The sequence below is a fragment of the Caballeronia sp. BCC1704 genome, assembly GCF_902833455.1.
Taxonomy (GTDB): Bacteria; Pseudomonadota; Gammaproteobacteria; order Burkholderiales; family Burkholderiaceae; genus Caballeronia.
In genome coordinates, this window is sequence record NZ_CADFFT010000003.1 from 469,143 (window position 1) to 494,643 (window position 25,501).

General features: G+C 62.4%; 19 protein-coding genes and 1 pseudogene. 12 read left to right on the forward strand and 8 right to left on the reverse strand.

What is annotated here, in order from left to right; genetic code table 11:
• Nucleotides 1-254: 254 nt before the first annotated feature.
• Nucleotides 255-1,091: an FCD domain-containing protein gene (locus HWX53_RS17720; RefSeq protein ID WP_175943205.1), complete on the reverse strand. Its 837-nt coding sequence runs from the start codon at nucleotides 1,089-1,091 to the stop codon at nucleotides 255-257.
• A gap of 212 nt (nucleotides 1,092-1,303) precedes the next feature.
• On the opposite strand from HWX53_RS17720, the gene HWX53_RS17725 reads away from it, so the two are divergent.
• The 7 genes from HWX53_RS17725 to HWX53_RS17755 all read left to right on the forward strand — a co-directional run bounded on the left by HWX53_RS17725 (nucleotide 1,304) and on the right by HWX53_RS17755 (nucleotide 8,716).
• A complete protein-coding gene (locus HWX53_RS17725; protein ID WP_175943207.1) occupies nucleotides 1,304-2,512 on the forward strand; it encodes an ABC transporter substrate-binding protein in 1,209 nt (402 codons plus the stop codon).
• Nucleotides 2,513-2,588: 76 nt separating this feature from the next.
• Nucleotides 2,589-3,449 carry a branched-chain amino acid ABC transporter permease gene (locus HWX53_RS17730; RefSeq protein ID WP_175943209.1) on the forward strand — a complete coding sequence of 287 codons (861 nt, stop codon included), beginning with the start codon at nucleotides 2,589-2,591 and terminating at the stop codon, nucleotides 3,447-3,449.
• The gene (locus HWX53_RS17735; protein ID WP_175943211.1) at nucleotides 3,446-4,468 is read left to right on the forward strand and encodes a branched-chain amino acid ABC transporter permease; all 1,023 of its coding nucleotides are present in this window, start codon (nucleotides 3,446-3,448) and stop codon (nucleotides 4,466-4,468) included. The genes HWX53_RS17730 and HWX53_RS17735 overlap by 4 nt, the downstream gene beginning before the upstream one ends.
• Nucleotides 4,465-5,232 (forward strand): ABC transporter ATP-binding protein, encoded by a 768-nt coding sequence (locus HWX53_RS17740; RefSeq protein WP_175943212.1) that lies wholly within the window; start codon nucleotides 4,465-4,467, stop codon nucleotides 5,230-5,232. Before HWX53_RS17735 ends, HWX53_RS17740 begins: the two co-directional genes overlap by 4 nt.
• On the forward strand, nucleotides 5,229-5,927 hold the full coding sequence (locus tag HWX53_RS17745) for an ABC transporter ATP-binding protein (RefSeq protein ID WP_175943215.1): 699 nt from the start codon (nucleotides 5,229-5,231) through the stop codon (nucleotides 5,925-5,927). The genes HWX53_RS17740 and HWX53_RS17745 overlap by 4 nt, the downstream gene beginning before the upstream one ends.
• 48 nt (nucleotides 5,928-5,975) lie before the next feature.
• Nucleotides 5,976-7,238, forward strand: a complete 1,263-nt coding sequence (locus HWX53_RS17750; RefSeq protein WP_175943218.1) for a Zn-dependent hydrolase — start codon at nucleotides 5,976-5,978, stop codon at nucleotides 7,236-7,238.
• A complete protein-coding gene (locus HWX53_RS17755; protein ID WP_175943220.1) occupies nucleotides 7,235-8,716 on the forward strand; it encodes a M81 family metallopeptidase in 1,482 nt (493 codons plus the stop codon). The genes HWX53_RS17750 and HWX53_RS17755 overlap by 4 nt, the downstream gene beginning before the upstream one ends.
• Nucleotides 8,717-8,766: 50 nt before the next feature.
• On the opposite strand, the gene HWX53_RS17760 is transcribed toward HWX53_RS17755, so the two are convergent.
• From HWX53_RS17760 to HWX53_RS17790, 7 genes and pseudogenes are all read right to left on the reverse strand, one after another.
• The gene (locus HWX53_RS17760) at nucleotides 8,767-9,558 is read right to left on the reverse strand and encodes an HAD family hydrolase (protein ID WP_244140170.1); all 792 of its coding nucleotides are present in this window, start codon (nucleotides 9,556-9,558) and stop codon (nucleotides 8,767-8,769) included.
• 132 nt (nucleotides 9,559-9,690) lie between these two features.
• Nucleotides 9,691-10,992: pseudogene (locus HWX53_RS17765) on the reverse strand (erythromycin esterase family protein); the annotation flags it as partial.
• A gap of 594 nt (nucleotides 10,993-11,586) precedes the next feature.
• Nucleotides 11,587-11,886, reverse strand: a complete 300-nt coding sequence (locus HWX53_RS17770; RefSeq protein WP_175943222.1) for a DUF4148 domain-containing protein — start codon at nucleotides 11,884-11,886, stop codon at nucleotides 11,587-11,589.
• 391 nt (nucleotides 11,887-12,277) lie between these two features.
• Nucleotides 12,278-13,264 carry an ABC transporter permease gene (locus HWX53_RS17775; RefSeq protein WP_175943224.1) on the reverse strand — a complete coding sequence of 329 codons (987 nt, stop codon included), beginning with the start codon at nucleotides 13,262-13,264 and terminating at the stop codon, nucleotides 12,278-12,280.
• Nucleotides 13,261-14,241 carry an ABC transporter permease gene (locus tag HWX53_RS17780; protein WP_175943226.1) on the reverse strand — a complete coding sequence of 327 codons (981 nt, stop codon included), beginning with the start codon at nucleotides 14,239-14,241 and terminating at the stop codon, nucleotides 13,261-13,263. Before HWX53_RS17780 ends, HWX53_RS17775 begins: the two co-directional genes overlap by 4 nt.
• On the reverse strand, nucleotides 14,238-15,809 hold the full coding sequence (locus tag HWX53_RS17785) for a sugar ABC transporter ATP-binding protein (RefSeq protein WP_175943229.1): 1,572 nt from the start codon (nucleotides 15,807-15,809) through the stop codon (nucleotides 14,238-14,240). Before HWX53_RS17785 ends, HWX53_RS17780 begins: the two co-directional genes overlap by 4 nt.
• Nucleotides 15,810-15,845: 36 nt before the next feature.
• On the reverse strand, nucleotides 15,846-16,973 hold the full coding sequence (locus HWX53_RS17790; RefSeq protein WP_175943231.1) for a sugar ABC transporter substrate-binding protein: 1,128 nt from the start codon (nucleotides 16,971-16,973) through the stop codon (nucleotides 15,846-15,848).
• Between the two features lie 608 nt (nucleotides 16,974-17,581).
• Between HWX53_RS17790 and HWX53_RS17795 the strand changes: the two genes are divergently transcribed.
• The 5 genes from HWX53_RS17795 to adh all read left to right on the forward strand — a co-directional run bounded on the left by HWX53_RS17795 (nucleotide 17,582) and on the right by adh (nucleotide 25,338).
• Nucleotides 17,582-19,519 carry a sigma-54-dependent Fis family transcriptional regulator gene (locus HWX53_RS17795; protein ID WP_175943233.1) on the forward strand — a complete coding sequence of 646 codons (1,938 nt, stop codon included), beginning with the start codon at nucleotides 17,582-17,584 and terminating at the stop codon, nucleotides 19,517-19,519.
• Nucleotides 19,520-19,657: 138 nt separating this feature from the next.
• Nucleotides 19,658-19,732, forward strand: a complete 75-nt coding sequence (gene pqqA, locus HWX53_RS17800; RefSeq protein WP_157695699.1) for a pyrroloquinoline quinone precursor peptide PqqA — start codon at nucleotides 19,658-19,660, stop codon at nucleotides 19,730-19,732.
• Between the two features lie 458 nt (nucleotides 19,733-20,190).
• Nucleotides 20,191-21,930, forward strand: coding sequence for a methanol/ethanol family PQQ-dependent dehydrogenase (locus HWX53_RS17805; RefSeq protein WP_175943235.1), 1,740 nt, complete (start codon nucleotides 20,191-20,193; stop codon nucleotides 21,928-21,930).
• 93 nt (nucleotides 21,931-22,023) lie between these two features.
• On the forward strand, nucleotides 22,024-23,235 hold the full coding sequence (locus tag HWX53_RS17810) for a c-type cytochrome (protein ID WP_175943236.1): 1,212 nt from the start codon (nucleotides 22,024-22,026) through the stop codon (nucleotides 23,233-23,235).
• 582 nt (nucleotides 23,236-23,817) lie between these two features.
• The gene (gene adh, locus HWX53_RS17815) at nucleotides 23,818-25,338 is read left to right on the forward strand and encodes an aldehyde dehydrogenase (RefSeq protein WP_175943238.1); all 1,521 of its coding nucleotides are present in this window, start codon (nucleotides 23,818-23,820) and stop codon (nucleotides 25,336-25,338) included.
• Nucleotides 25,339-25,501 lie beyond the last annotated feature (163 nt).

Here is a 25,501-nt window from a genome sequence, read left to right on the forward strand (position 1 = left end):
AACAAAAAAAAGCCCCCTGACGAACCGTCGGTTCGTCAGGGGGCTTCTGTGCCGGGTCCTCGGGCGGACATCTTTGTCAGGCCGCGAGGGATGGGGCAAGTCTAATGCGTAGAATTTTTGCTTGTCAACGGCGGTCAAAAATAGGAGGACCACGAAACGCGTTGCGATCTCTCATTCGATGACAGGAGCCCGCGTCGTCGCCTGTCGATTGCGACTGGTCAAAGCAAAGCAAGATGCGCACGGTCGTGCATGAATCATGCGCCGCGCGAATTGACGCGTTTGCGGATCTCCGAATCGAGAATGAGCCGCCCGCGCAACTTACCCTTCATACGCTTCACATAGCGCGGTGCTTCTGTCATGTGGATCACCATCAGCTCGCGCACCTTGTCCGCATCGCGGGCGCGCGCCGCCTGAGTTATCGCCTTGTGGATCTTCACATTCGCGCGGCCGAACTTTTCGTGTTCCGCTTGCGGCGTATCGTTTCTGAATTCGATGAGTTGCCGGATCATCTCGTTGATGAGTTCGCACGCGAAGCGCAAGAACGGATTGGGATTCGCGGCAGCCAGAATATCGTGAAAGTTCACGTCTTCCTGTCGTTGTCTCACGATGTCGCGACCCACATGCGCGGATGCCGGTTCATCGCAACACGCGATGCTGGCTTCCAGCGCTTCGAAGTCCTCGTCGGTCAGATGCGGTACGGCGCCCGCCGCCAGTTCAGGTTCGAGCATTTGACGCACCGTGTAGATATCGTCGATGGTCACGTCCTTGAAGAACAGATAGTTCTGCAATAGTTGCAAGGTGCGATCCAGCGGCACTTCGACGATCGTGCCGCCGCCCGACGGTCCGGTCGTCACCTTGATGAGACCTTGCACCTCCAGCGATTTGAGCGCCTCGCGGATCGTGCTCTTGCTCACGGAAAAGAGTTGCTGCAATTCCACTTCCCGCGGCAGCTTGTCGCCGGGCTTCAGGTTCTTCTCCGTGATCAGCCGCTTGATCTCCTCAGCGACGAGATCAGCGCGCTTCGGCTGCTTGATCGTCTGCTGCGCGATCTCGATTGCCGCGCCGGTGCGTTTCGCACGCTCCATCACCATGTCGATGCTCCCTTTCTTTCTGATGACTCATACGCGGGCGCACGGTGGCTCCGCAAACCGGAATTTTGCCGTATTGACACGCGAATTTATTGTTCCTAGCATCGGGTTCATTCTATTTATCATGATAAATGGGATGAAGAGCCGAGGGTTCCAACGTATCACGACAAAACGCGGGGCGGCTGCGCGGGTCATCTTCTCAGGGAGCGTCAATCTTGAATCGCCGAAACATGTTGAAGCTGGCCGCGCTGTCGGCCATTCCGGGATCGTTCGAAGCGCTCGTCGCAAGAAGCGCATTCGCGCAAGGCTCGCCCATTCAGTTCGCTTGCCCCGTGCCGATGTCCGGCCCGTTCGCGGCCAACGGCAAATATGCCGATCTCGGCATGAAGCTCGCCATCGATCAATACGGGAAGGTGCTCGGTCAGCCGCTGGCCTATACGACGCTCGACACCGAGGGGAAACCCGCAACGGCCGTGCGGCGCGTGCAGGAAATCGCGCAGCAAAAGAACGCGCGCTACTTCGCAGGCGGCATTCTTTCTTCCGAAGCGCTCGCAATGGGCAAGGAAGCGGAGAAAGCCGATGGCATCTTCATCACCACCGCGGGCGCGGACGAACTCACCGGCAAGGACTGCAACAGCGCGACGTTCCGCTGGTCGGTGCCGACTTTCGGCGCGATCGAACAGACGGTTCGCCCGCTTATCCAAACCATGCCCAAGGCGAAGCGCTGGTACACGATCACGCCGCAATACGTATTCGGCGACGGCCTGTTGTCGGCTGCAAAAGCGATCTTTAAGGAGAAGGGCATCGAGCATGTGGGCAATAGCTATCACTCGCTCAACGAGAAGGAATTCAGTGGTTATCTGACGAATGCGGTCGCGGCCAAACCGGATGTGCTGCTCATTCTGAACTTCGGTTCGCAATCGTCGGATACGTTGCGGCAGGCCGTGAGCTTCGGCATGAAGAACAATTGCACGATCCTGATGGCCTGGGCATCGGGTCTCGAACAGTTCGAAGCACTCGGCCCCGATATCTGCGAAGGCGTCTATTTCGGCGCGCAGTACTGGCATGCGATCGACACGCCGCTCAATCACGAACTGGTCAAGCGCGTGAACGCAACCTACAAGTCCAATCCCAACTACAGCCTCGCGGGCTCGTACATCTGCACGAAGATTCTGCTCGACGGCATCGTCAAGGCCGGCACGGCCGATCCGAAGAAAGTCGTCGCCGCGCTGGAAGGCATGAAGTACGCGGGCCTGACCGGTCCCGAAGAGATTCGCGCGGGCGACCATCAAGTGCTCAAGAACTACTACCTGCTGAAGGGCAAGGCCAAGAGCAAGATGAAGGACAAGGACGATTACGCGGACATCGTGAGTTCTGGCCAGTCTTTCCTGCCGCTCGACAAGACGCAATGCAAGCTCGCCTGAGGTCCTGAATCGCGTTGTGCTCATGCGAATGCAGGCATCGCCCGCATTCGCGCCGTCACTCTTCTGACGCAAGACCATGAACGTTTATCTGTTGCAGGTCGTGAACGGCATCGGCGTAGGCATGCTGTACTTTCTGCTCGCGGTCGGCTTGTCGATCGTGTTCGGGCTGCTGCGCTTCGTGAATTTCGCGCACGGCGCGTTCTATCTGCTGGGCGCGTATTTCTGTTATCAGGCGATGCAGTGGTCGATGAACTTCTGGACAGCGCTCGTCATCGTGCCGGTGGTCGTCGGAGCGCTCGCGTGGATCGTCGAGAAGGTGGTGCTGCGACATGTGTATGCGCAGCAGCACGAGTTTCATATTCTCGCGACGGTCGGGCTCGCACTCGTGATACAGGAATGCGCGATCATCATGTGGGGGCCGCTCGGCGATAACGTCGCCGTGCCCGACATGCTCAATGGCGTCGTGATGTGGGGCGGCTTCATTTACCCCAAGTATCGTCTCTTCGTGATCGCCTTCACGGCCGTGCTCGCCGGCATTCTGTGGTGGGTGCTGGAAGGCACGCGGCTCGGTAGCGCAGTGCGTGCGGGAAGCGAGTCGAGCGAGATGGTGTCCCTCCTCGGCCTCAATGTGACACGCATCTTCAGTCTCGTGTTCGCGCTCGGCGCGGGCACCGCGGCGCTCGCAGGCGTGCTCGCGGCGCCGATACGCGGGGTCGACCCGTTCATGGGCATCGAGGCGCTCGGCGTGGCGTTCGTCGTCGTTGTCGTCGGCGGCATGGGGAACTTTCTCGGCGCGCTCGTCGGTGGCTTGCTGGTTGGCATCGTGCAAAGCGTGATGAGCACGCTATGGCCCGAAGGCGCGCGTCTCATGATCTACGTCGCGATGGCGGCCGTGTTGTTGCTGCGTCCGAATGGCCTGCTCGGGAGGACCGCATGAATTCCAAGCTGAATTCGAATACGCTCGACGTGAGCGTGCCGCGGCGATCCTTCAGGGACTCGCTGCATCGGTATCGATTCTTGTTGCTCGCGGCGATCGTCGTTTGCATTCTGCCGATGACGATGCGCTCGGGATCGCTCGCAACCGAAGTGCTGGTCTATGCGCTCGCCGCGCTCGGCTGCAATCTTCTGCTCGGACATACGGGCTTGCTGTCCTTCGGGCAGGGCATTTTCTTCGGGCTGGGAAGTTATAGCGCGGGGCTGATCCTTTCGAAGGCGGGACTTCAGGTTCCAGCCGCGTTGTTCGGTGCGATCGTCACGGGCGCGCTCGCCGCCGCCGTCGTCGGATGGTTCTCGATACGTCAGCGCGGCGCGTACTTCGTGATGCTCACGCTCGCATTCGGGCAGATGTTCTACTTTCTCGCTTATACGACACCCGAACTCACCGGCGGCGATAACGGCCTGCTCGACATCCCGCGTCCTGCGTTGTCGCTTCTCGGGCAGCCGCTCGTCTCCATAGCGTCGCCGTGGAAGTACTACGCGTTCGTGGCCGTCCTGTTCCTCATCGCGTTCTGGCTGATGCTGCGCGTATCGCATTCGGTTTTCGGCCGCACGCTGCTCGCAATCCGCGACAACGAAGCGCGTGCCGCGGCAGTCGGCTATGACATCAGGCGCTTCAAGCTCGCAGCGTTCGTCGTGTCGGGCGCCGTCACGGGACTGGCCGGCGCGCTTCACGCGATGATGACGGGCATCGCGCCGCTCTCCAACATCGACTACCACACGAGCGAGATGATTCTCGTGATGACGGTGATCGGCGGCACGAGCAATCTCTTCTCATCCGTGCTCGGCGCTGCGTTTTATGTGCTTTTCGCCGACTGGCTTTCGACGCTCTGGCCGCGCTGGCTGCTGCTGCTCGGGCTCGTCCTGATCGCGGTGAGCCTCTTCATGCAGCGCGGCTTGTGGGGCCTGGGTGAACGCATCTTTCGCGCGATGAAGCGGGATCGAGGAGAGCTGGCATGAGTGCGTCGATACTCGAAGCGAAGGGCGTCGCGAAACGCTATGGCAAGTTCGCGGCGCTCACCGATGTGAATCTGCGCATCGCCAGGAACACGGTGCATTCGGTGATCGGGCCGAACGGCGCAGGCAAGACGACGCTCTTTCATGTGCTGACGGGCACGCTGCCGATCACGGCGGGCAATATCGTGTTCGATGGGCATGACGTGACGCATGAGCCTGATCATCGCCGGGTGAAACGCGGCATCGCTCGTTCCTTTCAGGTGACGAGTCTGTTCGCGAATCTTTCGGTGCGCGAGAACTTGCGCCTCGCCGCGCAAGGCGTGGACGCCAAACGCGCGCTCAATGCGTGGACGCCGCCGCGCGGCGCGCTCGAACACCGCGATACCGTCGATGGCATTCTCGAACGCCTGGCATTGCAACGCTTCGCAGCGACGCAGGCCAGCGCGCTGTCGCACGGTCAGCAGCGTCGGCTCGAAGTCGGCATGGCGCTCGCGGCACGTCCCAAGGCGATCTTTCTCGACGAGCCGACTTCGGGCATGGGCATCGACGATCTCGGCGACATGAAGCAGTTGATCCGCAGCCTGCGCGACGACTACACGGTGGTGCTGATCGAACACAACATGGATATCGTGATGGATATCTCCGACACGATCACGGTGATGCAACAGGGCCGCGTGCTCGTCGAAGGCAAGCCCGCCGACATACGCGGCGACGATCGCGTGCGCAGCGCCTATCTCGGCAACATGATCACCGGAGGCCGCGCATGATGCTCGATGTCGACAACATTCACGGTTACTACGGCAAGAGCCATATTCTTCAAGGCGTCTCGCTTGCTATCCGCGAAGGGGAAACCGTCACGCTGCTCGGACGCAATGGCGCGGGCAAGTCGACGACGCTTAAGAGCATTGCGGGCATCGTGACCCCGCAAGGCAGCGTGAGATTCAAGGGCGCCGATCTCGCGAAACTGCCGCCTCACAAGATCGCGGCGCGCGGCGTGTGCTTCGTGCCGGAACATCGCGGCATCTTCAAACTGTTGTCGGTCGAAGAGAATCTGCGACTCGGCGCGCGCAAGGATTCCCCATGGCAACTAGCGGACATCTATCGTATCTTTCCGCGGCTGAAAGAGCGCCGTACGAACGGCGGCGGACAGCTTTCCGGCGGCGAGCAGCAGATGCTCGCGATCGGCCGCGCGCTGATGAATCATCCCCGTTTGCTGATGCTCGATGAACCAGTGGAAGGCCTTGCGCCTGTGATCGTCGAAGAGATCGTCGCGCAACTCAAGCTGATCCGCCAGGCGGGCGTGGCGATCCTGCTCGTCGAACAGAACCTCGAAGTGTGCACGCAACTGGCGGACCGGCATTACATCATCGAGCAGGGACGCATCGTGTACGAAGGGACCAACGATGCGTTCATCGCCGATGAATCGGTCAAGGATCGTTACCTCGGCGTGGGCGTCGTCTGAACGTCGCGCTCGGAACACACTCGCAACACTCAAGCGAAGGAACCTCGAATGCAAGCTCACGATTTGCCGGCACGCGCCGCTTTGCGCGTCGACGGTGCGCGTCTCTGGGACAGTCTGATGGTGCTCGCCCGCATCGGCGCGACGCAAAAGGGCGGCGTGTGCCGGCTCGCCTTGACCGAGCTCGACAAGCAGGGTCGCGACCTTTTCGTTGCGTGGGCGAAGGAAATCGGCTGTACGGTGCGCGTCGATGCAATCGGCAATATCTTCGCGCGCCGTGCGGGCACACGCGACGATCTCCCGCCTGTCGTGACGGGCAGCCATATCGATACGCAGCCGACCGGCGGAAAGTTCGACGGCAACTATGGCGTGCTGGCAGGGCTGGAAGTGCTGCGCACGCTCAACGACAACAACGTGCGCACGGCTGCGCCGATCGAAGTCGCGGTATGGACCAACGAGGAAGGCTCGCGCTTCGTGCCTGTGATGATGGGTTCGGGCGTCTTTGCGGGCGCGTTCACGCTCGACCATGCACTCGAACAGGTCGACCGCGCAGGCGTGTCCGTGCGCGATGCGCTCGCTGCCATCGGCTATGTGGGCGAGCGCGTCGCGGCGCACGACGTAGGCGCGTATTTCGAAGCGCATATCGAGCAAGGTCCGGTGCTCGAAGCGAACGACAAGGTGATCGGCGTCGTGCAGGGCGCGCTCGGTCAACGCTGGTACGACGTGACGATCGACGGCATGGAAGCGCATGCTGGCCCGACACCGATGGAGCTACGCCGTGATGCCCTGCTCGTCGCGGCTGACGTGATTCGCGCGGTCAATCGCATTGCGCTGGACCATGCACCGCATGCGCGCGGCACCGTCGGCTGGGTGGACGTGCATCCGAACTCGCGCAACGTCATTCCGGGCCGCGTGAAGCTGACCGTCGATCTGCGCGCCGCCGACGACGCGACCCTTCTCGCGATGGACCGCGCACTGCGTGACGCATGCTCACAGGCGAGCCTGCCGGTGACGATAGACGAGGTTGTCTACTTCGCGCCGCAACCGTTCGATGCATCGTTGGTAGCATCGGTGCGCGAGAGCGCCGATGCCCTCGGTCTGACGTCGATGGACATCGTAAGCGGCGCGGGCCATGACGCCGTGTATCTCGCGCGCGTGGCCCCTGCCGCCATGATCTTCGTGCCATGCAAGGACGGCATCAGTCATAACGAAATCGAGGATGCGCGCGCCGATCATCTCGAAGCCGGGTGCAACGTGCTGCTGCAAGTGATGTTGCGCGCGGCGAACGCGTCTGTCGAAGGAGCACGCGCATGAAGATTCTCATCGCACGGATGAATCACGAGACCAACACGTTTTCGCCGGTCGCGACGCCGCTCGAGGCCTTCGGTCGCGACGGTCCCTGCTATGGCGAGGATGCCTATAAAGAGAACGCAGGCATGCGGACAGCGATGTCGGCATTCATCGATGCGGCACAACGTGAGCATGCGGAGATCGTCACGCCGATATCGGCATCAGCGAATCCCAGCGGCCGCGTGGCAGCCGAGGCGTATGACGCGATATGTCAGTCGATCGTCGAGGCGGCTTCTGGTTGCGATGCCGTCATGCTCGACCTGCATGGCGCGATGGTTGCCGAGAATTCGCCGGACGGTGAAGGCGATCTGCTGGAACGCGTGCGACGCGCGTTACCGCATGCGCCGATTGCGGTATCGCTCGATCTGCACGCGAACGTCACGCAAAAGATGATCGACAACGCGGATGTGATCGTGAGCTTCAAGACCTATCCGCACGTCGATATGTATGAAAGCGGCGAGCATGCAGCGCGCTTGTTGCTCGATCTCGTGCATGGCAGGGCGAAGCCGGTTATTGCATGGGCGCAGCCGCCGTTGCTCACGCATACGCTCAAGAGCGCGACCGCCGATGGCGCGATGAAGCGCGCCGTCGATGCCGCGCGCGCGGCCGAACGTGAAGACGGCGTGCTGGCCGTGTCGGTGTTATCGGGCTTCTCGCTCGCGGATATCGCTGCGCCATGCATTAGCGTCGTGGTGGTCGCGGACGGCGAGCGAGCGAAGGCGCAAGAGGTGGCGAATCGTATCGCCAGGCAGATATGGGACGCGCGCGAGGACTTTGTCTATCGCAGCGCGCCGCTCGCGCAGTCGGTGTCGGAGGGCGCCGCGCTTGCGCGCGAAGCGCAGAGGCCCGTGCTTCTGCTCGATCACGGCGATAACTGCATGTCGGGCGGAACCTGCGATACGACCGATGTGTTCGAAGAAGCGTTGCGGCAGGGACTCGAAGGCATCGTCGTCGGACCGTTGTGTGATCCCGAAAGCGTTGCGCACCTTTTCGAAGCGGGCGTTGGCGCGACGGTCACCGTTCGCATCGGCAACAAGCTCGCGAGTGTCGCGTCGCGTGGCAAGCCGCCGCTCGAAGTGACCGGCATCGTGCGTGCGTTAAGCGACGGCGAGTACATCATCAGCGGCCCGACCTACACGGGACAGCGTGCATACATGGGGCGCGCGGCCGTCATCGAAACGCGGGCGGCACGCATCCTGGTCACGGAGCGCACGCATGAGCCGTGGGACCTGGGCGTGTTCGAAAGCGTCGGTATCGATCCACGCGGCGCCCGCTTTTTGATTCTGAAATCGCGCATGTATTGCAGGCCGGTATTTGTGCCGATTGCGGGCGGACTCGTCGAATGCGATAGCCGCGGCGTGACGAGTTCGGACTACGGGTTGTTCGCGTTCAGTAACCTGAAGCGGCCTGTCTATCCGATCGATACGGACGCGGAATATTGAATGAAGAGCCGCCGGGCATCGAGCACCGCACAATGCTGCCCGCCTCTACCCTAGCCAGCGGCGATATGCACCGACTCGCCGGATGTCGAAGGACCGGCGAGATCGAAACAGGCGAGCATCGCGCCCGGGCCGGGATAGATGACGCTGCACCCCGCTTCACGCAGACTCGACTCGGTGAATCCGCCCGACAGGAAGCCGATGCAACTCATGCCCGCCGCGCGCGCCGCCTGCGCATCGTATGGACTGTCGCCAATCGCAACGGCCTCGGAACCCTCGACGCCGAGCTTCTCAAGCACGGCTTCGAAAATATCGGGCGCGGGCTTCGAGGCCTCGGCGTCGTCGGATGATGTAGACGCATCCAGAAGGTCGGTGATGCCTGCGAGGTCGAGATATACGTCGAGTTCCCGCTTCTTGGCCGATGACGCTACGGCTACCTTCAGCCCCGCCCGACGGACCCGCGCGATCAGGTCAGGTACGCATGAGAACGGCCGAACCATCGGCAGATAGTGCGACCGGAAGTGGTCGGCGCGCCAGTCCTTCAGCGCTTCGCCATGATCCTGCTGCTCGGCGTCCGAGAGAAACACCGGAATGAGCTTGTCGCCTCCCTTGCCGATTTGACTGCGGGCCTGCTCGAACGTCACCTGATGGCCGAAGTGTGCGAAAGCCTCCTGCCAGGCGCGCGCATGGAGATCGACGGAGTCGACCAGGGTGCCATCGATATCGAAAATCGCAGCTTTGAGCATGAAACGTTGTCTCCGACGTAAGTACGTTGAGTTTCCAGGCGTCGCCGGTGCCCCGCATCCGGTACCGCATGCCGACGCCGCGATCTTGTTCCCATCCATGCGGATCTGTCATCGCCGACATCATGTGTCTTTCGCAGCGTGCGAAATCGAAAGCTATCCGACGCTCCCACCGCTTTTAAGCGCTCGTCAAAGCAGTAGCCACGCTCGCGCATGCACTAGCCCAATACGAACTCAGACGCCGAATGGAAACGTCTCCGGCGTTCCAACACTCGCGGACTTGTCCGCCGACGCATCGGAAGACGATATGGCGCTCACCGCGCGTGTCGTGTCGAACCAGACGTAGGCATCGAATTGCCTGGACAGCTCGGCCTCCGCGTAATGACTGTATAGCTCGGTGTCCGGCCGATAGATCACGCCGATGAAACGCTCGAGGCGCGCTTCGCTCAGCGCGTCGCGTAGCGCATCGTCAGCGCCGGCGCGCAGATCGACGAAACACGGGCTTACGCCCGCCGCATGGAACTGATACTCGTAGCTGTCTTCGCGCGAGGGCCGGACCTGCATGATCTGCATCGGCTCGTCCCAGTCGGAGGCCGCGGCGACCGTTCCGGTGTGCGTGCCGAAGCCGATCAGCGCCGCTTGCTCGCCGAAGCGTTCGCGGCACAACTGCCCGACGTTGAGCTCGCCACGCGTGCGGCCCATTTCCGTCGCCGATGCGTCGCCCAAATGCGAGTTGTGCGCCCACACGACCGCGCGCGATTGCGCTTTGCGCGCATCCAGCAGGCTTTGCAGCGTGTCGAACATGTGCGTGTCGCGCAGGTTCCAGCTTTCGGCCGAGCCGCTGTACATCGCGCGATAGTACTGCTCCGCCGCGGCGACCAGACGTGCGTTGTGCGTCGCGTCGAGCAGCGCCGGATCGCTCGCGGCCGACGCGAAGCGCTTGTCGAGCAAGTCGCGCAACTGCGCAACGACAGCCTCCTCGCACTTGCCGAAGCCCGCCTGCCACGCAGCGCGGCCGTAGACGGAAGGATCTCTCTGCCACGGCGTGAGGCATCCATAGCGCACTCGGGCGACGCGCGCCGCCTCGGGATCATGCACGTCGAGGTACGCAAGCACGGCGGCGATGGATTCGGAGAGACTGTAGAGGTCCAGGCCGTAGAAGGCTGCCCGATCGGGCTCCTCGCGCGTGGCATTGTGCTCGCGCAGCCACGCGACGAAGGCGGCAAACTCCGCGTTGCGCCACATCCACCTCGGAAAGCGGCGGAACGGCTGCGCGTCGGGACGGGCGCGGGGACGTCCGCGCACATGTTCGTCGATCAGCGCTGCATCCGGCCAGTCGGCTTCGACCGCGACGAAATCGAATCCATGCCGCTCGATCAGCCTCCGCGTGATTGCGGCGCGCGCTTCGTAGAACTCGGCCGTGCCGTGGCTCGCCTCGCCGAGCAGCACGACCCGCTTGTCCGCGAAGCGATCGAAGGCTTGCGCGAAATCGGGATCATCCAGCGCGGGCAGCCGCACCGCCGACGCGCGGATGAGCTCGGGCAACTCGCGGCGCGCCGGTTGCTCGTGCGCCGCGTTGGTGTTCCCGGTCTGCGCGAACGCATCCATAGTCGTTTCCAGGAAAGGGCGGACGACCGTCGGGGCAGCAAGCGCCACGCCCGGCGTCGGGTGTTGCTGTCGTGCTCAAGCACTCTGGTGGCACGCTCGTCGAGCGATGTTTTCGGATTGACGTCGCGAGCACTGCGAGTTCGTACCGACTGGAAAAGCGCATCGCTGTCTGACGAGGCGATGAACATAGGCAGACACAATGCGAAGGTCGTCATGCTGGAACGGCGTGCTCAACCAGCGATTGATCGGCAAGGCGATAGGAATAGCAGCGAGGCTGAAGTGCTCGCCGGCGACAACGAGGCTCTCAGCAGATCTCCGTCGCAGATCCGATCCGGGCGCTCGCCCGCGTCACCCGACTCGTGCTTCGTGAACGCAAAAAAGCCCGGGACAATCGGTGCCGGGCAAGCCATCGGCTTTGCCGGTGGCGGAGGTGTCGGAAAGGCGAACCGGCCGTCTGTCGCGTCCGACAGCGGCCGATCTTATTTGCGCGTCAGTGGCGCGTTTTTGCTGTCGCGGCCGGGATTAGTGGCCGAAATAGACAGGTGCGACGCTGTTGCCGGTGTGCGCCGGGCTGCCCGAAGCCGATGAGCCGTCAGCGACACCGCCGTAGCTGGTCTGTCCGTTCTGAGCCGCAACCTTCGCTTCGGCAGCCTGGATTTGCGCGGGATACGTCGCGCGATCCATGCTGGGGTTGTAGCCAGCGCGTTCGAGTTGAACCAGTTCGGCCTTCACTTGTGCGCGCGTCACCGGTTGACTTTGAGCGAACGACGAAGCGGCCGGAATAGCCAGCGCAGCGGCGATGATGATAGTAGCGATTTTCATGATGCTTACCTCCAGTCTTGTTTTCGCAAGCAGCCCTGCTTGCGATTCAGTGACTTCAGTATAGGTAAGCGACTGCTTAAGATTAACGAGCGTTTCGACAAGTCATTCTTGCAAAACCAGGGATAACCCCTAGGGTCGAGTCGACTGACATTGGAGTATCGATTGCCCTCACGTCGATGAAAGCGCAGCGTCTCTACCGCGACGAGTAGTTCTTCCGGCGTCGTCTTTCATCGCGGTGGTAACAACTCAGTATCGCGTTGTTGAGTCCCTTGATGCGCCGCGGTGGAAAGCGCACACGAAGCACACGCGGAACCCTCGTGACGATTCGACAAGCGAGCAATGTCTCAGACCCCACCGCCCTAACCCACATCGACGATCACCGCCCCACTCCCTACCCCTGCCGCTTGCTGCGCCCATACAGCAACAGCATCGCCGCGATCACCACGCCGTAGATGATCTGGCGCCCCGCCTCCGGCATTTGCGCGACGGAAAGGATGGACTGTAGAAGCGTGATGAGAATCGCGCCGGCCACGGTGCCGAGGTACGATCCCCGGCCGCCCAGAATCGACGTGCCGCCGAGCACGACCGCCGCGATGGCCGGCAACAGATAGGCATCGCCCATCGACTGCGCGGCCTTCGATGCATACCCCGCCAGCAGCACGCCGCCGAAGGCCGCGAACCCGCTGCACACGGCGAACGCGGCCACCGTGACCAGTCGCGTGTTGATGCCCGAAAGATAAGCCGCGCGTTCCGTGTTGCCGATGGCGTACAGCGTCCGGCCGAAGGTCGTGCGCGACAGCAGGAACATCGTGGCGGCGCCGATCACGACCCACAGCGCCACCGCGTTCGGCACGCCCGGCACGAGCCATCCGGCCGCGAGCCATCGCATCACGTCCGGCGCGGAATCCTGCGGCGACGATCCCCCCGTGTAGACGATCATGATGCCCTGCGCGACTGCATTGGTCGCGAGCGTCGCGATCATCGACGGAATGCGCAGCAGCGCGACGAGCACGCCGTTGACGATGCCGATGAGCACGCCGCAACCGATGCCCGCGGGAATCGCGAGCACGCGTCCGAGTTCGCCGTGTCCCGCGACGGCGCACGCCATCATTGCGCCGACGGTGACTGTCCACGGAAGCGACAAGTCGATATGGCCGAGCAGGATCACCATCATGAGCCCGGTCGCGATGATGCCGAGAAACGCGCCGACCTTCAGTTGCAGCAGGATGTACTCCGGCGACGTGAAATTGCGCGAGAACATGCCGCCGACAAGGAGCAGGGCGACGATGCACCCGAACGCGATCAGGATCGGCTTGTCGATTCTGCGCGCGAGCCTCGACACGAACGTCGTCCGGCCGTTTGCGGACACGTCGCTCATTGGAACCACTCCAGGCGGTTGCGGACTCTGAACAGCCCGCACGCGCCGATCGAAACGGCGAGCAACAGGATGATGCCCTGAAAGAGCGGCTGCCACAGTGCATCGACGTTGAACACGAACAGCAGGTCACCGATCGAGCGGAACGCGAATGCCCCGAAGATCGCGCCGATCGCGCTGCCCCGGCCGCCGAGCAGCGACACGCCGCCGATCACCACGGCCGCAATCGAAAATAAGGTGTACGAATTAGCGCTGCCGAGGCTCGCTTCGCCGGTGTCCGTGAAGAACGTCAGAAACAGGCCTCCGATGGCGGCGAGCAGTCCGGCGAGCGTGTAGCTGACCAGCTTCGCGCGGCGGATCGGCATGCCCGACAGAAAGGCCGCTGGCTCGGAGGAGCCGGTCGCGTAAGCCGCGCGTCCGACCGCCGAACGCTTGAAAGGCACCCAGACGATCACCACGGCCGCGAGCAGGATCAGCAGGCTCGCCGGCACCACGCCCGCAACTTTGCCGGTGAGTACGTCGGCGAGTTCCTCGTTGATCGATCCGCCGGGCACCGGGCGCAGCAGCAGCGCCAATCCGTAATAGACGGCGCCCGTGGCGATGGTCGTGACGATCGGCTGTAGACGGCCAAAGATGATGATGACGCCGTTGAGCGCGCCGCACAGCGCGCCCGCCGCGAGCACGCCGGCAATGCCGAGCGCGCTGTGCGACGCGTCGCCCGTCACCATCCACGATGCCAGGCAGTTCGTGAGCACGAGCATCATGCCGATCGAGAGGTCGATGCCCGCGGTCAGCACGACGAGCGTCTGGCCCATCGACACCAACGCGAGCAACACCGCCTTGTTCGCCGCCGTCTGAATGACGTTGGCCGACAGGCTCGACGGATAGTTGATGAGGTAGATCGCGAACATCAGCACGAACAGGCCGAACGCGAACGCCGACCCGCGATTCTCCGCATACCAGTAACGCAAGCCGCTCATGGCGCGACTCCTTCTGAAGCTGAAGTTTGACCGACCGGCAAGTCCAGCGCGCTCGCAATGAGGCTCTGCTCGGTGATGGCAGAACCGGCGAGTTCCTTCTTGATCTTGCCTTCGTAGAGCACGAGCACGCGGTCGCAGCAGCCGATCAACTCGTCGTAGTCGGTCGAGTAGAAGACGATCGCGGCGCCTTCGTCGGCGAGGCGCCGGAGCAGCTGATAGATCTCCTGTTTCGTGCCGACGTCGATGCCGCGCGTCGGATCGCAGAGAAGCAGGATTCTCGGCTGCCGGATCAGCCACTTCGCGATGACCACCTTCTGCTGGTTGCCGCCCGATAGCGAGTCCACAGCGGCATCGAGGCTGAACGACTTGATCGCGAGCAGGCTCATCATCCGGTCGACAAAGGACTGCTGGCGGCCGCGATCGATCACGCCCGCCGTGGACATGCGATCGAGCGCGGCAAACGACAGGTTCTCGCGCAAGGACATCGGCAGCATCAGCCCTTCGGTCTTGCGATCCTCGGGAATCAGCGCCATGCCGATTCGGTCGGCGCGGGCCGCGCGGGGGCTCGCAACGGACACCGCACGGCCATCGATCTCGATCTCGCCCGCGCAACCGCGCAGCACGCCGAACAGCGCGAGCAGCAGTTCGCGCTGGCCTTGTCCGTCGAGGCCGCCCAGCCCGAGAATTTCGCCGCGCCTCAACGAAAAGCTGACGCCTCGAAGCGTGTCGTTCCACGCGAGATCCCGGCAGGCGAGCACCGGTTTCGAGGCGCTGCTTCGCGTATCTTCGTCGGGTTCGCGTTCGGGCTTGTCGGGGAAAACGTGCTGATACTTCCGCCCGATCATCATCTCGACGACTTCGTTGTCGGAGCGCGTGCCCGCCTCGAAGCTCATCACATGACGGCCGTTACGGTAGACGGTGCATTCGTCCGCGAGCGCTTTCACCTCGTGCATCCGGTGCGAGATGAAGAGCAGCGCGAGCCCTTCCTCGCGCAGGCGCTTGAGCACTTCGATTACGCGCGCCACGTCGGCTGCGGTCAACGCCGAGGTGGCCTCGTCGAGAATCAGGATGCGCGGCTCGTGCGCGAGCCCCTTCGCGAGTTCGACCATTTGCTGGCGCGACAGCGGCAGATCGCGGACTTTCGCGAGCGGATTGATGTCGTGCGCGCCCGCGCGAGCGAGCGCGGCCTCGGCCTGCCGGCGCTGCGCCCGGCGATCGATCATGCCGAAACGACGCGGCGGATTCGACGCGAAGATGTTGTCCGCCACGCTGAGATCGGGGATCAGCGAGAGCTCCTGATACACGCAGACGATGCCCGCCGCGTTGGCTGCGGCCGGCGACGCGAACGAGACTTCGCGGCCATCGAGATGCATCGTGCCCTTGTCCGGCTGCACGACGCCGGACATCACCTTCAGCAGCGTGGACTTGCCCGCGCCGTTCTCGCCGAGGACCGCGTGAATGCGTCCCCTGCGCACCGCGAGTTCCGCGTTATCCAGCGCGACGGCGCCGCCATAGCTCTTCGAAATCCCGGACATCTGAAAGAACGGCCGCTCCTCATCCCGCCGCATGCTTCGTCTCCCCTCTTCTCGTCGGCCATGATCGCGTTACTGGTTACCCTGAGTCTGCTTCATGATTTCTTGCGCCGAGAAGTTGATGCCGCACGTCGGAAACGAGTTGCCGACGAAGAAGTTATCGGACTCGTTCGGGAAGTAGTTCACGCCCGCCTTCAGCTTCGAATCGTCCGTGATGTCGAGGGGCAGCTTGATCGCGACGGGTATCGTCTGGCCGTCGAGCGCGGCGAGCGCTGTCTTGATCGCGACGGCCACCTGCGCCGGACCGCTTCCTGCCGACGTGCATTTGAGGCCCTGGCTGCCGTATTGCGCGCAGAACTTGCGAAAGCCGTTTTCTGTTTCGCCGCCGAACGGCACGAACGGATGCTTCGCGTCGAGCATCGCGCGCACGACACCCGTGTCGCCGCCCTGCGCCGAGATGCCATCGAAATGGCCTTGTACCGCGATGGCGTCGGCGGCGGCCTTTTGCGCGACGCCGTCGTCCCATTTGCCATAGACCTGGACGATGTTCCACTTCTTGCCCGTCTGGTCCAGCGTCTTCTGGAAGCCGTTGTGCCGGTCCGTGTCGACCGACGTGCCTGCCACGCCGCGAACCTCGAGCACCTTGCCGCCGTTCGGCACGTGATCCGCGAGCCACTTGGCCCATAGCACGCCGAGCCCGTACTGATCGACGTCGACGTTGATCGCGTCTTCGCTGTCGAGCGTGTTGTCGAATGCGATCAGCACGACGCCGGCCTTCTTCGCGCGGCGAATCGCCGGGCCGAACGAGGACGGGTTCTGCGCATCCACGATGATCGCGTCATAACCCGCATCGATGAAGTTGTTGACGGCGGAGATCTGCGCCGGCACGTCCTCGCCTGTGGAGACGACCTTGAATTCCTTCAGCTTCGCGGCGACTGCCGGTTGCGCGGTATAGGCCTTGGCCGTCTTGATCATCTGAATGCGCCACGTGTTCGCGATATAGCCATTCACGAGCGCGATGCGGTATGGCGCGTTCTTCTTCGGATACTTGATGAACTTGGTGTCGCTCTTCCACGGGACCATGCACGTGGGGTCGCTGGCGGGGCCCGAAACGATCGACGCCTGCGCGAAGGCCGCGCTTGCGCCTAGCGTGAGCGCCGCCGTGACTGCCACTCGAAGCACCTGGATTCCTGCAAGCATGGCGTCTCCTCTTTTGTTGGATTGAATTCACCGGATGCTCGCGCGCATCGCGTCGCGGATGCGCGGCACGATGTGCGAGAAACACGACTCCTGCGGACTTGCTATACCGCCACTGAATCGGACTAGCAGAAGAATCTGTTCAAAGGTGCCCGTGCAAGACGCCATAAGGGCACGCGCGTACGCGTTCGCGTTTGACAGTACTGGCATACAAACTCACGCGCGATAGTGGTTTACGCGCGGGCGTTAGGCTTGCCGAAAACCTAGTCTATTCGCACTGAATATGAGCTGAACGATGCTGCGTTGCACAGCAAGCGGCGTATTGGATTCGAGTTGCTTTCGAGGACGTGTGCTCAAGTGCTCAACAACGGTTAGGCGCTGAACGAGCGACGGCCTGTCTCGTATCTTTGTGTTCGATCAAGCGCGAGACGGGGCAGACCGCTCTAGCATCGCTCTGAGAAAGCGTCGCATTGTCCGCGCACGCCCCCTACCTTCCCTATACTTCCACTTGGAAGTAGAAGTCGACGCGTGTCAACATTGGCCCAGTGCTTGCTTATTTCGGCGCCACACCATCCGGCGATTCGACCGGCACTTGCACCAAGGAGGAGACGATGCAAGACGAGATCCGCGAGATCGCGGGCATCCCCGATGAAAGGGAGAACGGCTGGCTCATCCCGGCGATCCGCAACGCGCATCAGCGATCGGAGACGTTCGGCCTCCACGCTTCGACGCGCCCCGACTACGACGTCCTACCTCACGCCGACCTGCTGCTCAAGCTCGAGCAAAACCGCGTGCTATGCGCGCACGCGACCCCGGTCATGGAGAGCCTGCGCGAGCAGATCGTCAATACGCAAAGCATGATCGTCCTCACGGACGCGCAAGGGCTCATTCTCCATTCCACCGGAGACGACGACTTCCTCGCGCGGGCCGAGAAAGTCGCGCTCAGGCCCGGAGCGAACTGGGCGGAAGAGCGGCAAGGCACGAATGCGATCGGCACCGCGATTGCCGAGCGCTCGGCCACCGTCGTGCACGGCGACCAGCACTATCTCGCGGCCAATCGTTTCCTCACATGTTCGAGCGTGCCGATCCTCAATCCGTATGGCGATCTGATCGGCGTGCTCGACGTAACGGGCGATCATCGCAGCTATCATCGTCACACGATGGCGCTCGCGCGCATGTCGGTGCAGATGATCGAAAACCACCTGTTTTCCAGTACTTTTCAGGGCACGATGCAGATCTCCTTTCATGGCCGGCCCGAATTTCTCGGCACGCTCATGGAAGGCATGATGGCGTTCACCTTCGATGGCCGCTTCCTGTCGGCTAACCGCAGCGCACAATTTCAGTTCGGCCTGCCGCTGTCGGCGTTGCGCGCGCATACGCTTTCGTCGCTTTTCGGCCTGACAAGCGCGCAATTGATCGATCGTTCGCAATCGAGCCGCGCGCCGCATATCTCGCTCAACATCAACAACGGCACCGTCGTGTGCGCGCGCGTCCGTCTCGACCGCGCGCCCTTCGCCGACGCGACGACTCCCGCCGCGCGGCCTGCCCAGCGCGCGCTCGTTACTCATGAGCCGTCATCCAAGCTCGCATCGCTCGAGACGGGCGATGCCAAAATCTCGGCCGTGATCGGCAAGGTGCGTAAGGTCATCGGCAAGGGTATTCCCATCCTCATCACCGGGGAAACGGGCACGGGCAAAGAAGTGCTCGCGCAAGCCATTCACAGCGAGTCGCCGCGTCGCGGCGGGCCGTTCGTCGCGGTGAACTGCGCATCGATCCCGGAAAACCTGATCGAATCCGAACTGTTCGGATACGAGGAAGGGGCATTCACGGGCGCGCGGCGCAAAGGCGCGGCCGGTAAGGTGCTTCAGGCGAACGGCGGGACGCTTTTCCTCGATGAAATCGGCGACATGCCTTATCACTTGCAAGTACGGCTGCTGCGCGTGCTGCAGGAGCGCGTGATCGATCCGCTCGGATCCAGCAAGTCCATACCGGTGGACGTGGCGATCATCTGCGCAACGCACCGCAATCTGCGCGAGATGATCGCTCAGAACACCTTTCGCGAAGATCTGTACTACCGGCTCAACGGGCTTGTCGTCAAGCTGCCGCCCTTGCGCGAACGCACGGACCTCTCCGTGGTCATCACGAACATGATGCGGACGTTGAGCGCCGACGAAGGATGCAACAGTCGTCTGTCCATCGATGACGACGTCATGGCGCTGTTCGAGCGCTACGCCTGGCCGGGAAACTTCAGGCAGTTGTGCAACGTGCTACGCACCGCCGCCGCGATGGTCGACGACGATGGCTGCATTCGCCGTGAGCATCTTCCCGAAGATTTCTTCGATGACCTGGGCGCCCATACGCCGGCCATCAGCGAAGCAAGCACTGCATCGGCATTCGATTGTGAACGGCTTCAGGAGGTCACCGTGGCCGTCATCGCCGCAGCACTTGCGCGTCATCATGGCAATGTATCGGCCGCCGCGCGGGCGCTCGGAATTTCGCGGAACACCATCTATCGCAAGATGCCCGGCTGTTCAATCATGGAGCGGTGACCTGTTCCATGGTGTTCCACTTTGGAACAATTCAGTCGCAGCGGGACAACGTTCTTCGAAGGCATGGACCTTGCAAGCCTGACGGCCGGTTGCGAAACGGTTCTCGACCGACGTCACGCAACATCCAAAGGAGACGCCATGCAATGGACTAAGCCTGCCTTCACCGATCTGCGCTTCGGGTTCGAAATCACGATGTATATCGCCACGCGCTGAAGCCTCGATCAACACATGTCCGGATCACAGCGGCACCGATTCGGACATGTGCCGTTCTCCTTGTCTCCTCCACATGAACGCCTGACCGTGCGTGCGGACGTTAGCACGTTCGACGTTCCGCTTTCCTCGCTGCGTCGAATGAATACATCGCACTCCAAATGGTTTCCATGTGCTTTGCGACGCATGGTGTATCGTTTGTTCGACTGATCGCCTCGCTGCCCCATCCGGCAACACTCACACGTTCCACTACTCCAGATTGCAACACCCGCGCATCTATGCGAAGCGGCTTCGGCTCGAGTTGCATCGACCGCCGCATCCGCATGGGACAAGGCTTGCACGCCATTTCTCGATCAATGGCACATGTGTTGCCTTGATGATGCGGCAACCGTTGCGCATGTCGATCCACTAGAGACGCGCAATCAGAAAAGACGTTGCACTCAAATCCCCAGGAGACGACGATGATGAACCGACCGGTCCCGGCGATGCGCTCTGCGGCCCTTGCAGCAGGCGCCGCAGCGACATTCGCTTTCGCACAGCAGCAGGCCATCGCGGCGGACAGCACGCCGGCGCAGTACGCCAGCGTGACTTATGAACGCCTGACGAGCGCGCAAGACGATCCGGGCTGGCTCACGTATTACCGCACCTACAACGGTCACGCTCACTCTCCGCTCAAGCAAATCGATACGAGCAACGTCAAGGATCTGAAGCAGGCATGGAGCTACAAGTTTCCGGCTGACTTGCAGCAAGGCTTCGAAGCGACGCCCATCGTCAATGGGCGCTTCCTGTTCGTGACGACGCCCAAGGACAACGTCTATGCATTCGATGCCGCGACGGGCAAGCAGCTTTGGAAGTACGAGCCGCATCTCGAGGCGACTTCGTTCAAGACCGCCTGTTGCGACGTGGTGAATCGCGGCGTCGCGCTCTACGGAAAGAATGTGTACGTCGCGATGCTGAGCGGTGAAGTCGCCGCACTCGATGCGCAAACCGGCGCGCTCGTATGGAAAAAGGCCATGTTCGATCCGGGCACAGGCTACGCATTCTCGCTCGCGCCGCTCGCTCTCGATGGCGCGCTCGTCGTCGGCAGTTCGGGTGGCGAGTATGGCGCGCGCGGTTTCATCGCCGCGCTCGATCCCAACGATGGCAAGGTGCTATGGAAGCGCTTCACGGTGCCCGGCGCGAAAGAGCCGGGCGGCGACACGTGGCCCGACGGCATGCAGGAACATGGCGGCGCGCCCGCATGGCTCACCGGCACCTACGACGCGGTAAGCAAGACGCTCTACTGGGGCGTGGGCAACCCCGGGCCGTGGCTCGCCGACCTGCGTCCCGGCGATAACCTGTATTCGGATTCGCTGCTCGCGCTCGATCCGAAAACGGGCGATCTCAAATGGCACTATCAGTACACCACGCACGACACATGGGACTACGACGACGTGAACACGCCGGTGCTCGCGAACGTCAAGTATCAGGGCAAGGACTATGACGCGATCATTCATGCAGACCGCAATGGCTTCTTCCATGCCATCGATCGCAGCAACGGCAAGCTGATCTACGCGCGGCCGTTCGTGAAGGCCACTTCCGTCACGGGCTACACGGCTGATGGCAAGCCGGTACAGGATGCCGCGAGATACCCGAAGACAGGCACGACCATCGAGACGTGCCCGAGCTTCCTTGGCGGCAAGAACTGGTGGTCCGTGTCGTACGATCCCGAGACGCATCTTGCCATCGTGCCCGCGCTGCATGCGTGCATGTCCTTGTCCGGCAAGTCGGTGAACTACATGGAAGGCCTGCCCTATCTCGGAGAGGGATTCGAGATCAAGCCCGAGCCCGGCAGCAAGGGCTATGGCGAATTGCAGGCGATCGATGTCAATACCGGCAAGAAGGTGTGGAGCTACTGGACCAAACTGCCATGGAACGGCGGCGTGGCGACCACGGCGGGCGGCCTTGCGTTCAGCGGCTCGCTCGACGGCCACTTGCTCGCGTTCGATAAAAAGACGGGCAAGGTCCTGTGGAAGAGCCCCAAACTCGCGAGCGGCATCATCGCGCAGCCTTCGGTCTATGAGATCGACGGCAAGGAATACGTCGCCATTCTCGCGGGCTACGGCGGCGCCAATCCCATCTGGGGCGGTCCGATGGCCAAGGCCGCCGACAAGGTGCCGCGCGGCGGCACGCTCTATGTGTTCGCACTCAATCTTACTTGAAGCGCACCTGAAGCGCACCTGAAGCGCTCATCGGACTGCAAAGCGCCTTCTTCGCGCGCTTTGCGGCGCTCTCATACCACCGGATGCCTTGCCATGACCCATTCACTCCACACCTTTCGCGCGGCGGGAATGCTCGCGGCATTCATCGCGCTCGCGCCTTCGTTGTCGCATGCCGCGGTACGAATCTGCACGTTTCCCGGTAGCCCGTCGGCGTCTCTGGATCGCGCCGTCGCACAAGCGGTCTTCGCGCGCGCCAATATTCCGTTCGAGTTCGTGCGCGGTATCGGCGAAGGCGATGACGACGGCGTTTCGCTGAGGGAACTCGACAAGATGCTCACGCGCGATTGCGACGTGATCGCGGGCTTTCCGCGCTCCACGGTCGCCGATGCTTCCGGCGGCAAAATGCGCTTCTCTAGCGGTTATTTGCGCGCGGGATATGTGAGCGTCGAGGCACCCGGCACCGTGTTACAGGGCGCAGCGAAGCGCACCGTCGCGGCCACCTATGCGAGTCCAGCGCAACTCATCGCTGTGCAACGGAGGGACGTGACGCTCGATCTGGAAAACAGTTGCGCTTCGACGGTCGACGCAGTGGCGACCGGACGCGCGCGAGAAGCCATCGTGTGGTATCCGGCCGTCGTCGCTTATCGCCTGGCGCACCCGCAACGCAGCTTCAACATCGCGCCTGCCGACTCGCCGTACGCCGAGTGGCACCTGTCCTTCGCATTCGGCGCCAAGGCCGCCGCATCGCGCGTGCTCATCGACGATACGCTCTCGGCCATGCGCAAGGACGGCGAGCTTCAGGCACTGACGAAGCAGTGGACCCTGCCCGCGCAAAAGATATCGACCGGTTACCTCGACAAGCCGTCGCAGGCATCGCCCTCGTTCTCGGGCATCATGCTCGCAGACGCGAACGCCTCGCGCATGGGCGGCAACATCAAGGTGTCGAACGAAGTCGGCGCAGAGCCGCTTTCCTTCGGACAGGCTCAGACCGCGCACGGCAAGACGCTGTATGGAAGCTCGTGCGCGAAGTGCCACGGCGCGCAACTTCAGGGCGTAACGGCGCCCGCATTGCAAGGGCCGTCGTTCGCGCCGGCGGCGAATTCACATCTGACGGTCGGCGGCATCTTCACTTATATGGCGACCAACATGCCCGCCGATCGTCCGGGCAAGATGAAGGATCAGGACTATGCGGACATCATGGCGTTCCTGCTGATGTCGAACGGATACAAGCCGGGGCCGATCAAGATGACCGCCGACATGGCGCGTGCCTCGAAGCTGCCGCTTAATGCCGGGCCCGGCCATTGAGTCGGCCTCTGCCGACGTCCACCGCGCATTTTCGATCCCGACAGAGCGCGGTGGGTTGTATAGCGCTTAGTCTTGCCCATTCTGTGGGAATGCAGTCTGCGCACGCGGCGAGACGTCAGTCATTATGGCGACGCGCGCAGCGTCGGATTCGACATCTGCCCCACATTCTCGACACACCGCTGGCGCGGTGTGCTCGTCTTCACGCTCGCGTGTTCTTTGTTCCCATTGGCTCGGCTATCGGAGTGCCTTTCGCGTTATGCGTCGTTACCGCGAATCGCCATCAAGCGGCAGACAAGAACCTAGCTCAACGCCGGTATCAGCGTTACGCGCCCACTTCAAGCGTTCGCGCCAAGACCCCAAGCGACGCAGTTCAACTCTTCAAGAGTGCTACACGGCGATACACCTGTTGCGAATCTGAACAGCATCCGCCTGCGCCCGCAATGTACGGTCTTGGCGAAACGCACGCTGCCCATGACGTACCGCGCGCGCGAGCGCAATGGCATGGAACTCGCAATGTAGTCGGGGCGGCGGCGTGCATCGCCAGCGCCGGACCGCTCTTATCGACATGCGAGGAGCACACTGATGAACCATGCGGAGATGCAGTTCCTGAGCACCGACTATCCGTACAAGAAGCAGTATGGAAATTTCATCGGCGGCAAGTGGGTGCCGCCCGTCGGCGGCGAATACTTCGACGACATCTCGCCCATTACCGGCGAGCCGTTCACCTCGATCCCGCGTTCGCGCGAAGCGGACATCGAAGCCGCTCTCGATGCGGCTCATGCCGCGAAGACATCGTGGGGCAAGACGTCCACAACGGATCGTGCCAATCTGCTGATGAAGATGGCCGACCGCATGGAAGCGAACCTCGCGCGGCTCGCGGTAGCCGAATCGATCGACAACGGCAAGCCGTTGCGCGAGACGATGGCGGCCGATATCCCGCTCGCTATCGATCACTTCCGCTACTTCGCGAGTGCCGCGCGCGCGCAGGAAGGCTCGATTTCACAGATCGACGAGGACACGGTCGCTTATCACTTCCATGAGCCGCTAGGCGTCGTCGGTCAGATCATCCCGTGGAACTTCCCCATTCTGATGGCCGTATGGAAGCTCGCGCCCGCGCTTGCGGCGGGAAACTGCGTGGTGCTGAAGCCCGCGGAACAGACGCCCGCGTCGCTACTCGTGCTGCTCGAGGTCATCGAAGACTTGTTGCCGCCGGGCGTGGTGAATGTCGTGAACGGCTTCGGGCTCGAAGCCGGCAAGCCGCTCGCATCGAGCAAGCGCATCGCGAAGATCGCGTTCACGGGCGAGACGTCGACAGGTCGTCTCATCATGCAATACGCCAGCCAGAACCTGATACCCGTGACACTGGAACTCGGCGGCAAGAGCCCGAACATCTTCTTCGCCGACGTGCTCAACGCGGACGACAGCTACTTCGACAAGGCGATCGAAGGCTTCGCCATGTTCGCGCTCAACCAGGGCGAAGTGTGTACGTGCCCGTCGCGCGCGCTGATCGAAGAGTCCATCTATGACCGCTTCATGGAACGTGCGTTGAAGCGTGTCGCGGCGATTGCGCAAGGGCATCCGCTGGACACGAAGACCATGATCGGCGCGCAAGCCTCGCAGGAGCAGCTGGAGAAGATCCTGTCGTACATCGACCTCGGCAAGCAAGAGGGCGCGGACTGTCTGATCGGCGGCGAACGCAACGCGCTCGCGGGCGAGCTGGCCAAAGGCTTCTATGTGAAGCCGACTGTTTTTCGCGGCAACAACAAGATGCGCATCTTCCAGGAAGAGATCTTCGGACCGGTGCTTTCGGTGACGACCTTCAAGACCGAAGAAGAAGCGCTCGACATAGCGAACGACACGCTCTATGGCCTTGGCGCAGGCGTCTGGACGCGCGACGGCACGCGAGCGTATCGCTTCGGGCGCGCCATCCAGGCGGGTCGCGTATGGACCAACTGCTATCACGCGTATCCGGCGCACGCCGCGTTCGGCGGCTACAAGCAATCGGGCATCGGTCGAGAGAACCACAAGATGATGCTCGATCATTACCAGCAGACGAAGAACCTGCTCGTGAGCTATAGCGAAACGCCGCTTGGCTTCTTCTGACCTTCCGGCGTGCGGAGCCGCCGTATTGCGCGGCGACTCCTCGCGTTCAAGGGACGGCAATGGATGAAGCGCGTAGTCGCGCTTCTCGAGGCCCTTTGCGTTGATCGAAGGGATCAAGACCGCGCATGACGTGGTGCGCTTTCCGCTTGGCGACCGTCGACGA

Coding starts and splice junctions, on each gene's coding strand:
- HWX53_RS17775 (WP_175943224.1), bottom strand. CDS start 13,264: ATGAGCGACGTGTCCGCAAACGGCCGGACGACGTTCGTGTCGAGGCTC.
- HWX53_RS17810 (WP_175943236.1), top strand. CDS start 22,024: ATGACCCATTCACTCCACACCTTTCGCGCGGCGGGAATGCTCGCGGCA.
- HWX53_RS17770 (WP_175943222.1), bottom strand. CDS start 11,886: ATGAAAATCGCTACTATCATCATCGCCGCTGCGCTGGCTATTCCGGCC.
- HWX53_RS17760 (WP_244140170.1), bottom strand. CDS start 9,558: ATGGATGGGAACAAGATCGCGGCGTCGGCATGCGGTACCGGATGCGGG.
- HWX53_RS17735 (WP_175943211.1), top strand. CDS start 3,446: ATGAATTCCAAGCTGAATTCGAATACGCTCGACGTGAGCGTGCCGCGG.
- HWX53_RS17740 (WP_175943212.1), top strand. CDS start 4,465: ATGAGTGCGTCGATACTCGAAGCGAAGGGCGTCGCGAAACGCTATGGC.
- HWX53_RS17730 (WP_175943209.1), top strand. CDS start 2,589: ATGAACGTTTATCTGTTGCAGGTCGTGAACGGCATCGGCGTAGGCATG.
- HWX53_RS17720 (WP_175943205.1), bottom strand. CDS start 1,091: ATGGTGATGGAGCGTGCGAAACGCACCGGCGCGGCAATCGAGATCGCG.
- HWX53_RS17750 (WP_175943218.1), top strand. CDS start 5,976: ATGCAAGCTCACGATTTGCCGGCACGCGCCGCTTTGCGCGTCGACGGT.
- HWX53_RS17795 (WP_175943233.1), top strand. CDS start 17,582: ATGCAAGACGAGATCCGCGAGATCGCGGGCATCCCCGATGAAAGGGAG.
- adh (WP_175943238.1), top strand. CDS start 23,818: ATGAACCATGCGGAGATGCAGTTCCTGAGCACCGACTATCCGTACAAG.
- HWX53_RS17790 (WP_175943231.1), bottom strand. CDS start 16,973: ATGCTTGCAGGAATCCAGGTGCTTCGAGTGGCAGTCACGGCGGCGCTC.
- HWX53_RS17745 (WP_175943215.1), top strand. CDS start 5,229: ATGATGCTCGATGTCGACAACATTCACGGTTACTACGGCAAGAGCCAT.
- HWX53_RS17755 (WP_175943220.1), top strand. CDS start 7,235: ATGAAGATTCTCATCGCACGGATGAATCACGAGACCAACACGTTTTCG.
- HWX53_RS17805 (WP_175943235.1), top strand. CDS start 20,191: ATGATGAACCGACCGGTCCCGGCGATGCGCTCTGCGGCCCTTGCAGCA.
- HWX53_RS17785 (WP_175943229.1), bottom strand. CDS start 15,809: ATGCGGCGGGATGAGGAGCGGCCGTTCTTTCAGATGTCCGGGATTTCG.
- HWX53_RS17780 (WP_175943226.1), bottom strand. CDS start 14,241: ATGAGCGGCTTGCGTTACTGGTATGCGGAGAATCGCGGGTCGGCGTTC.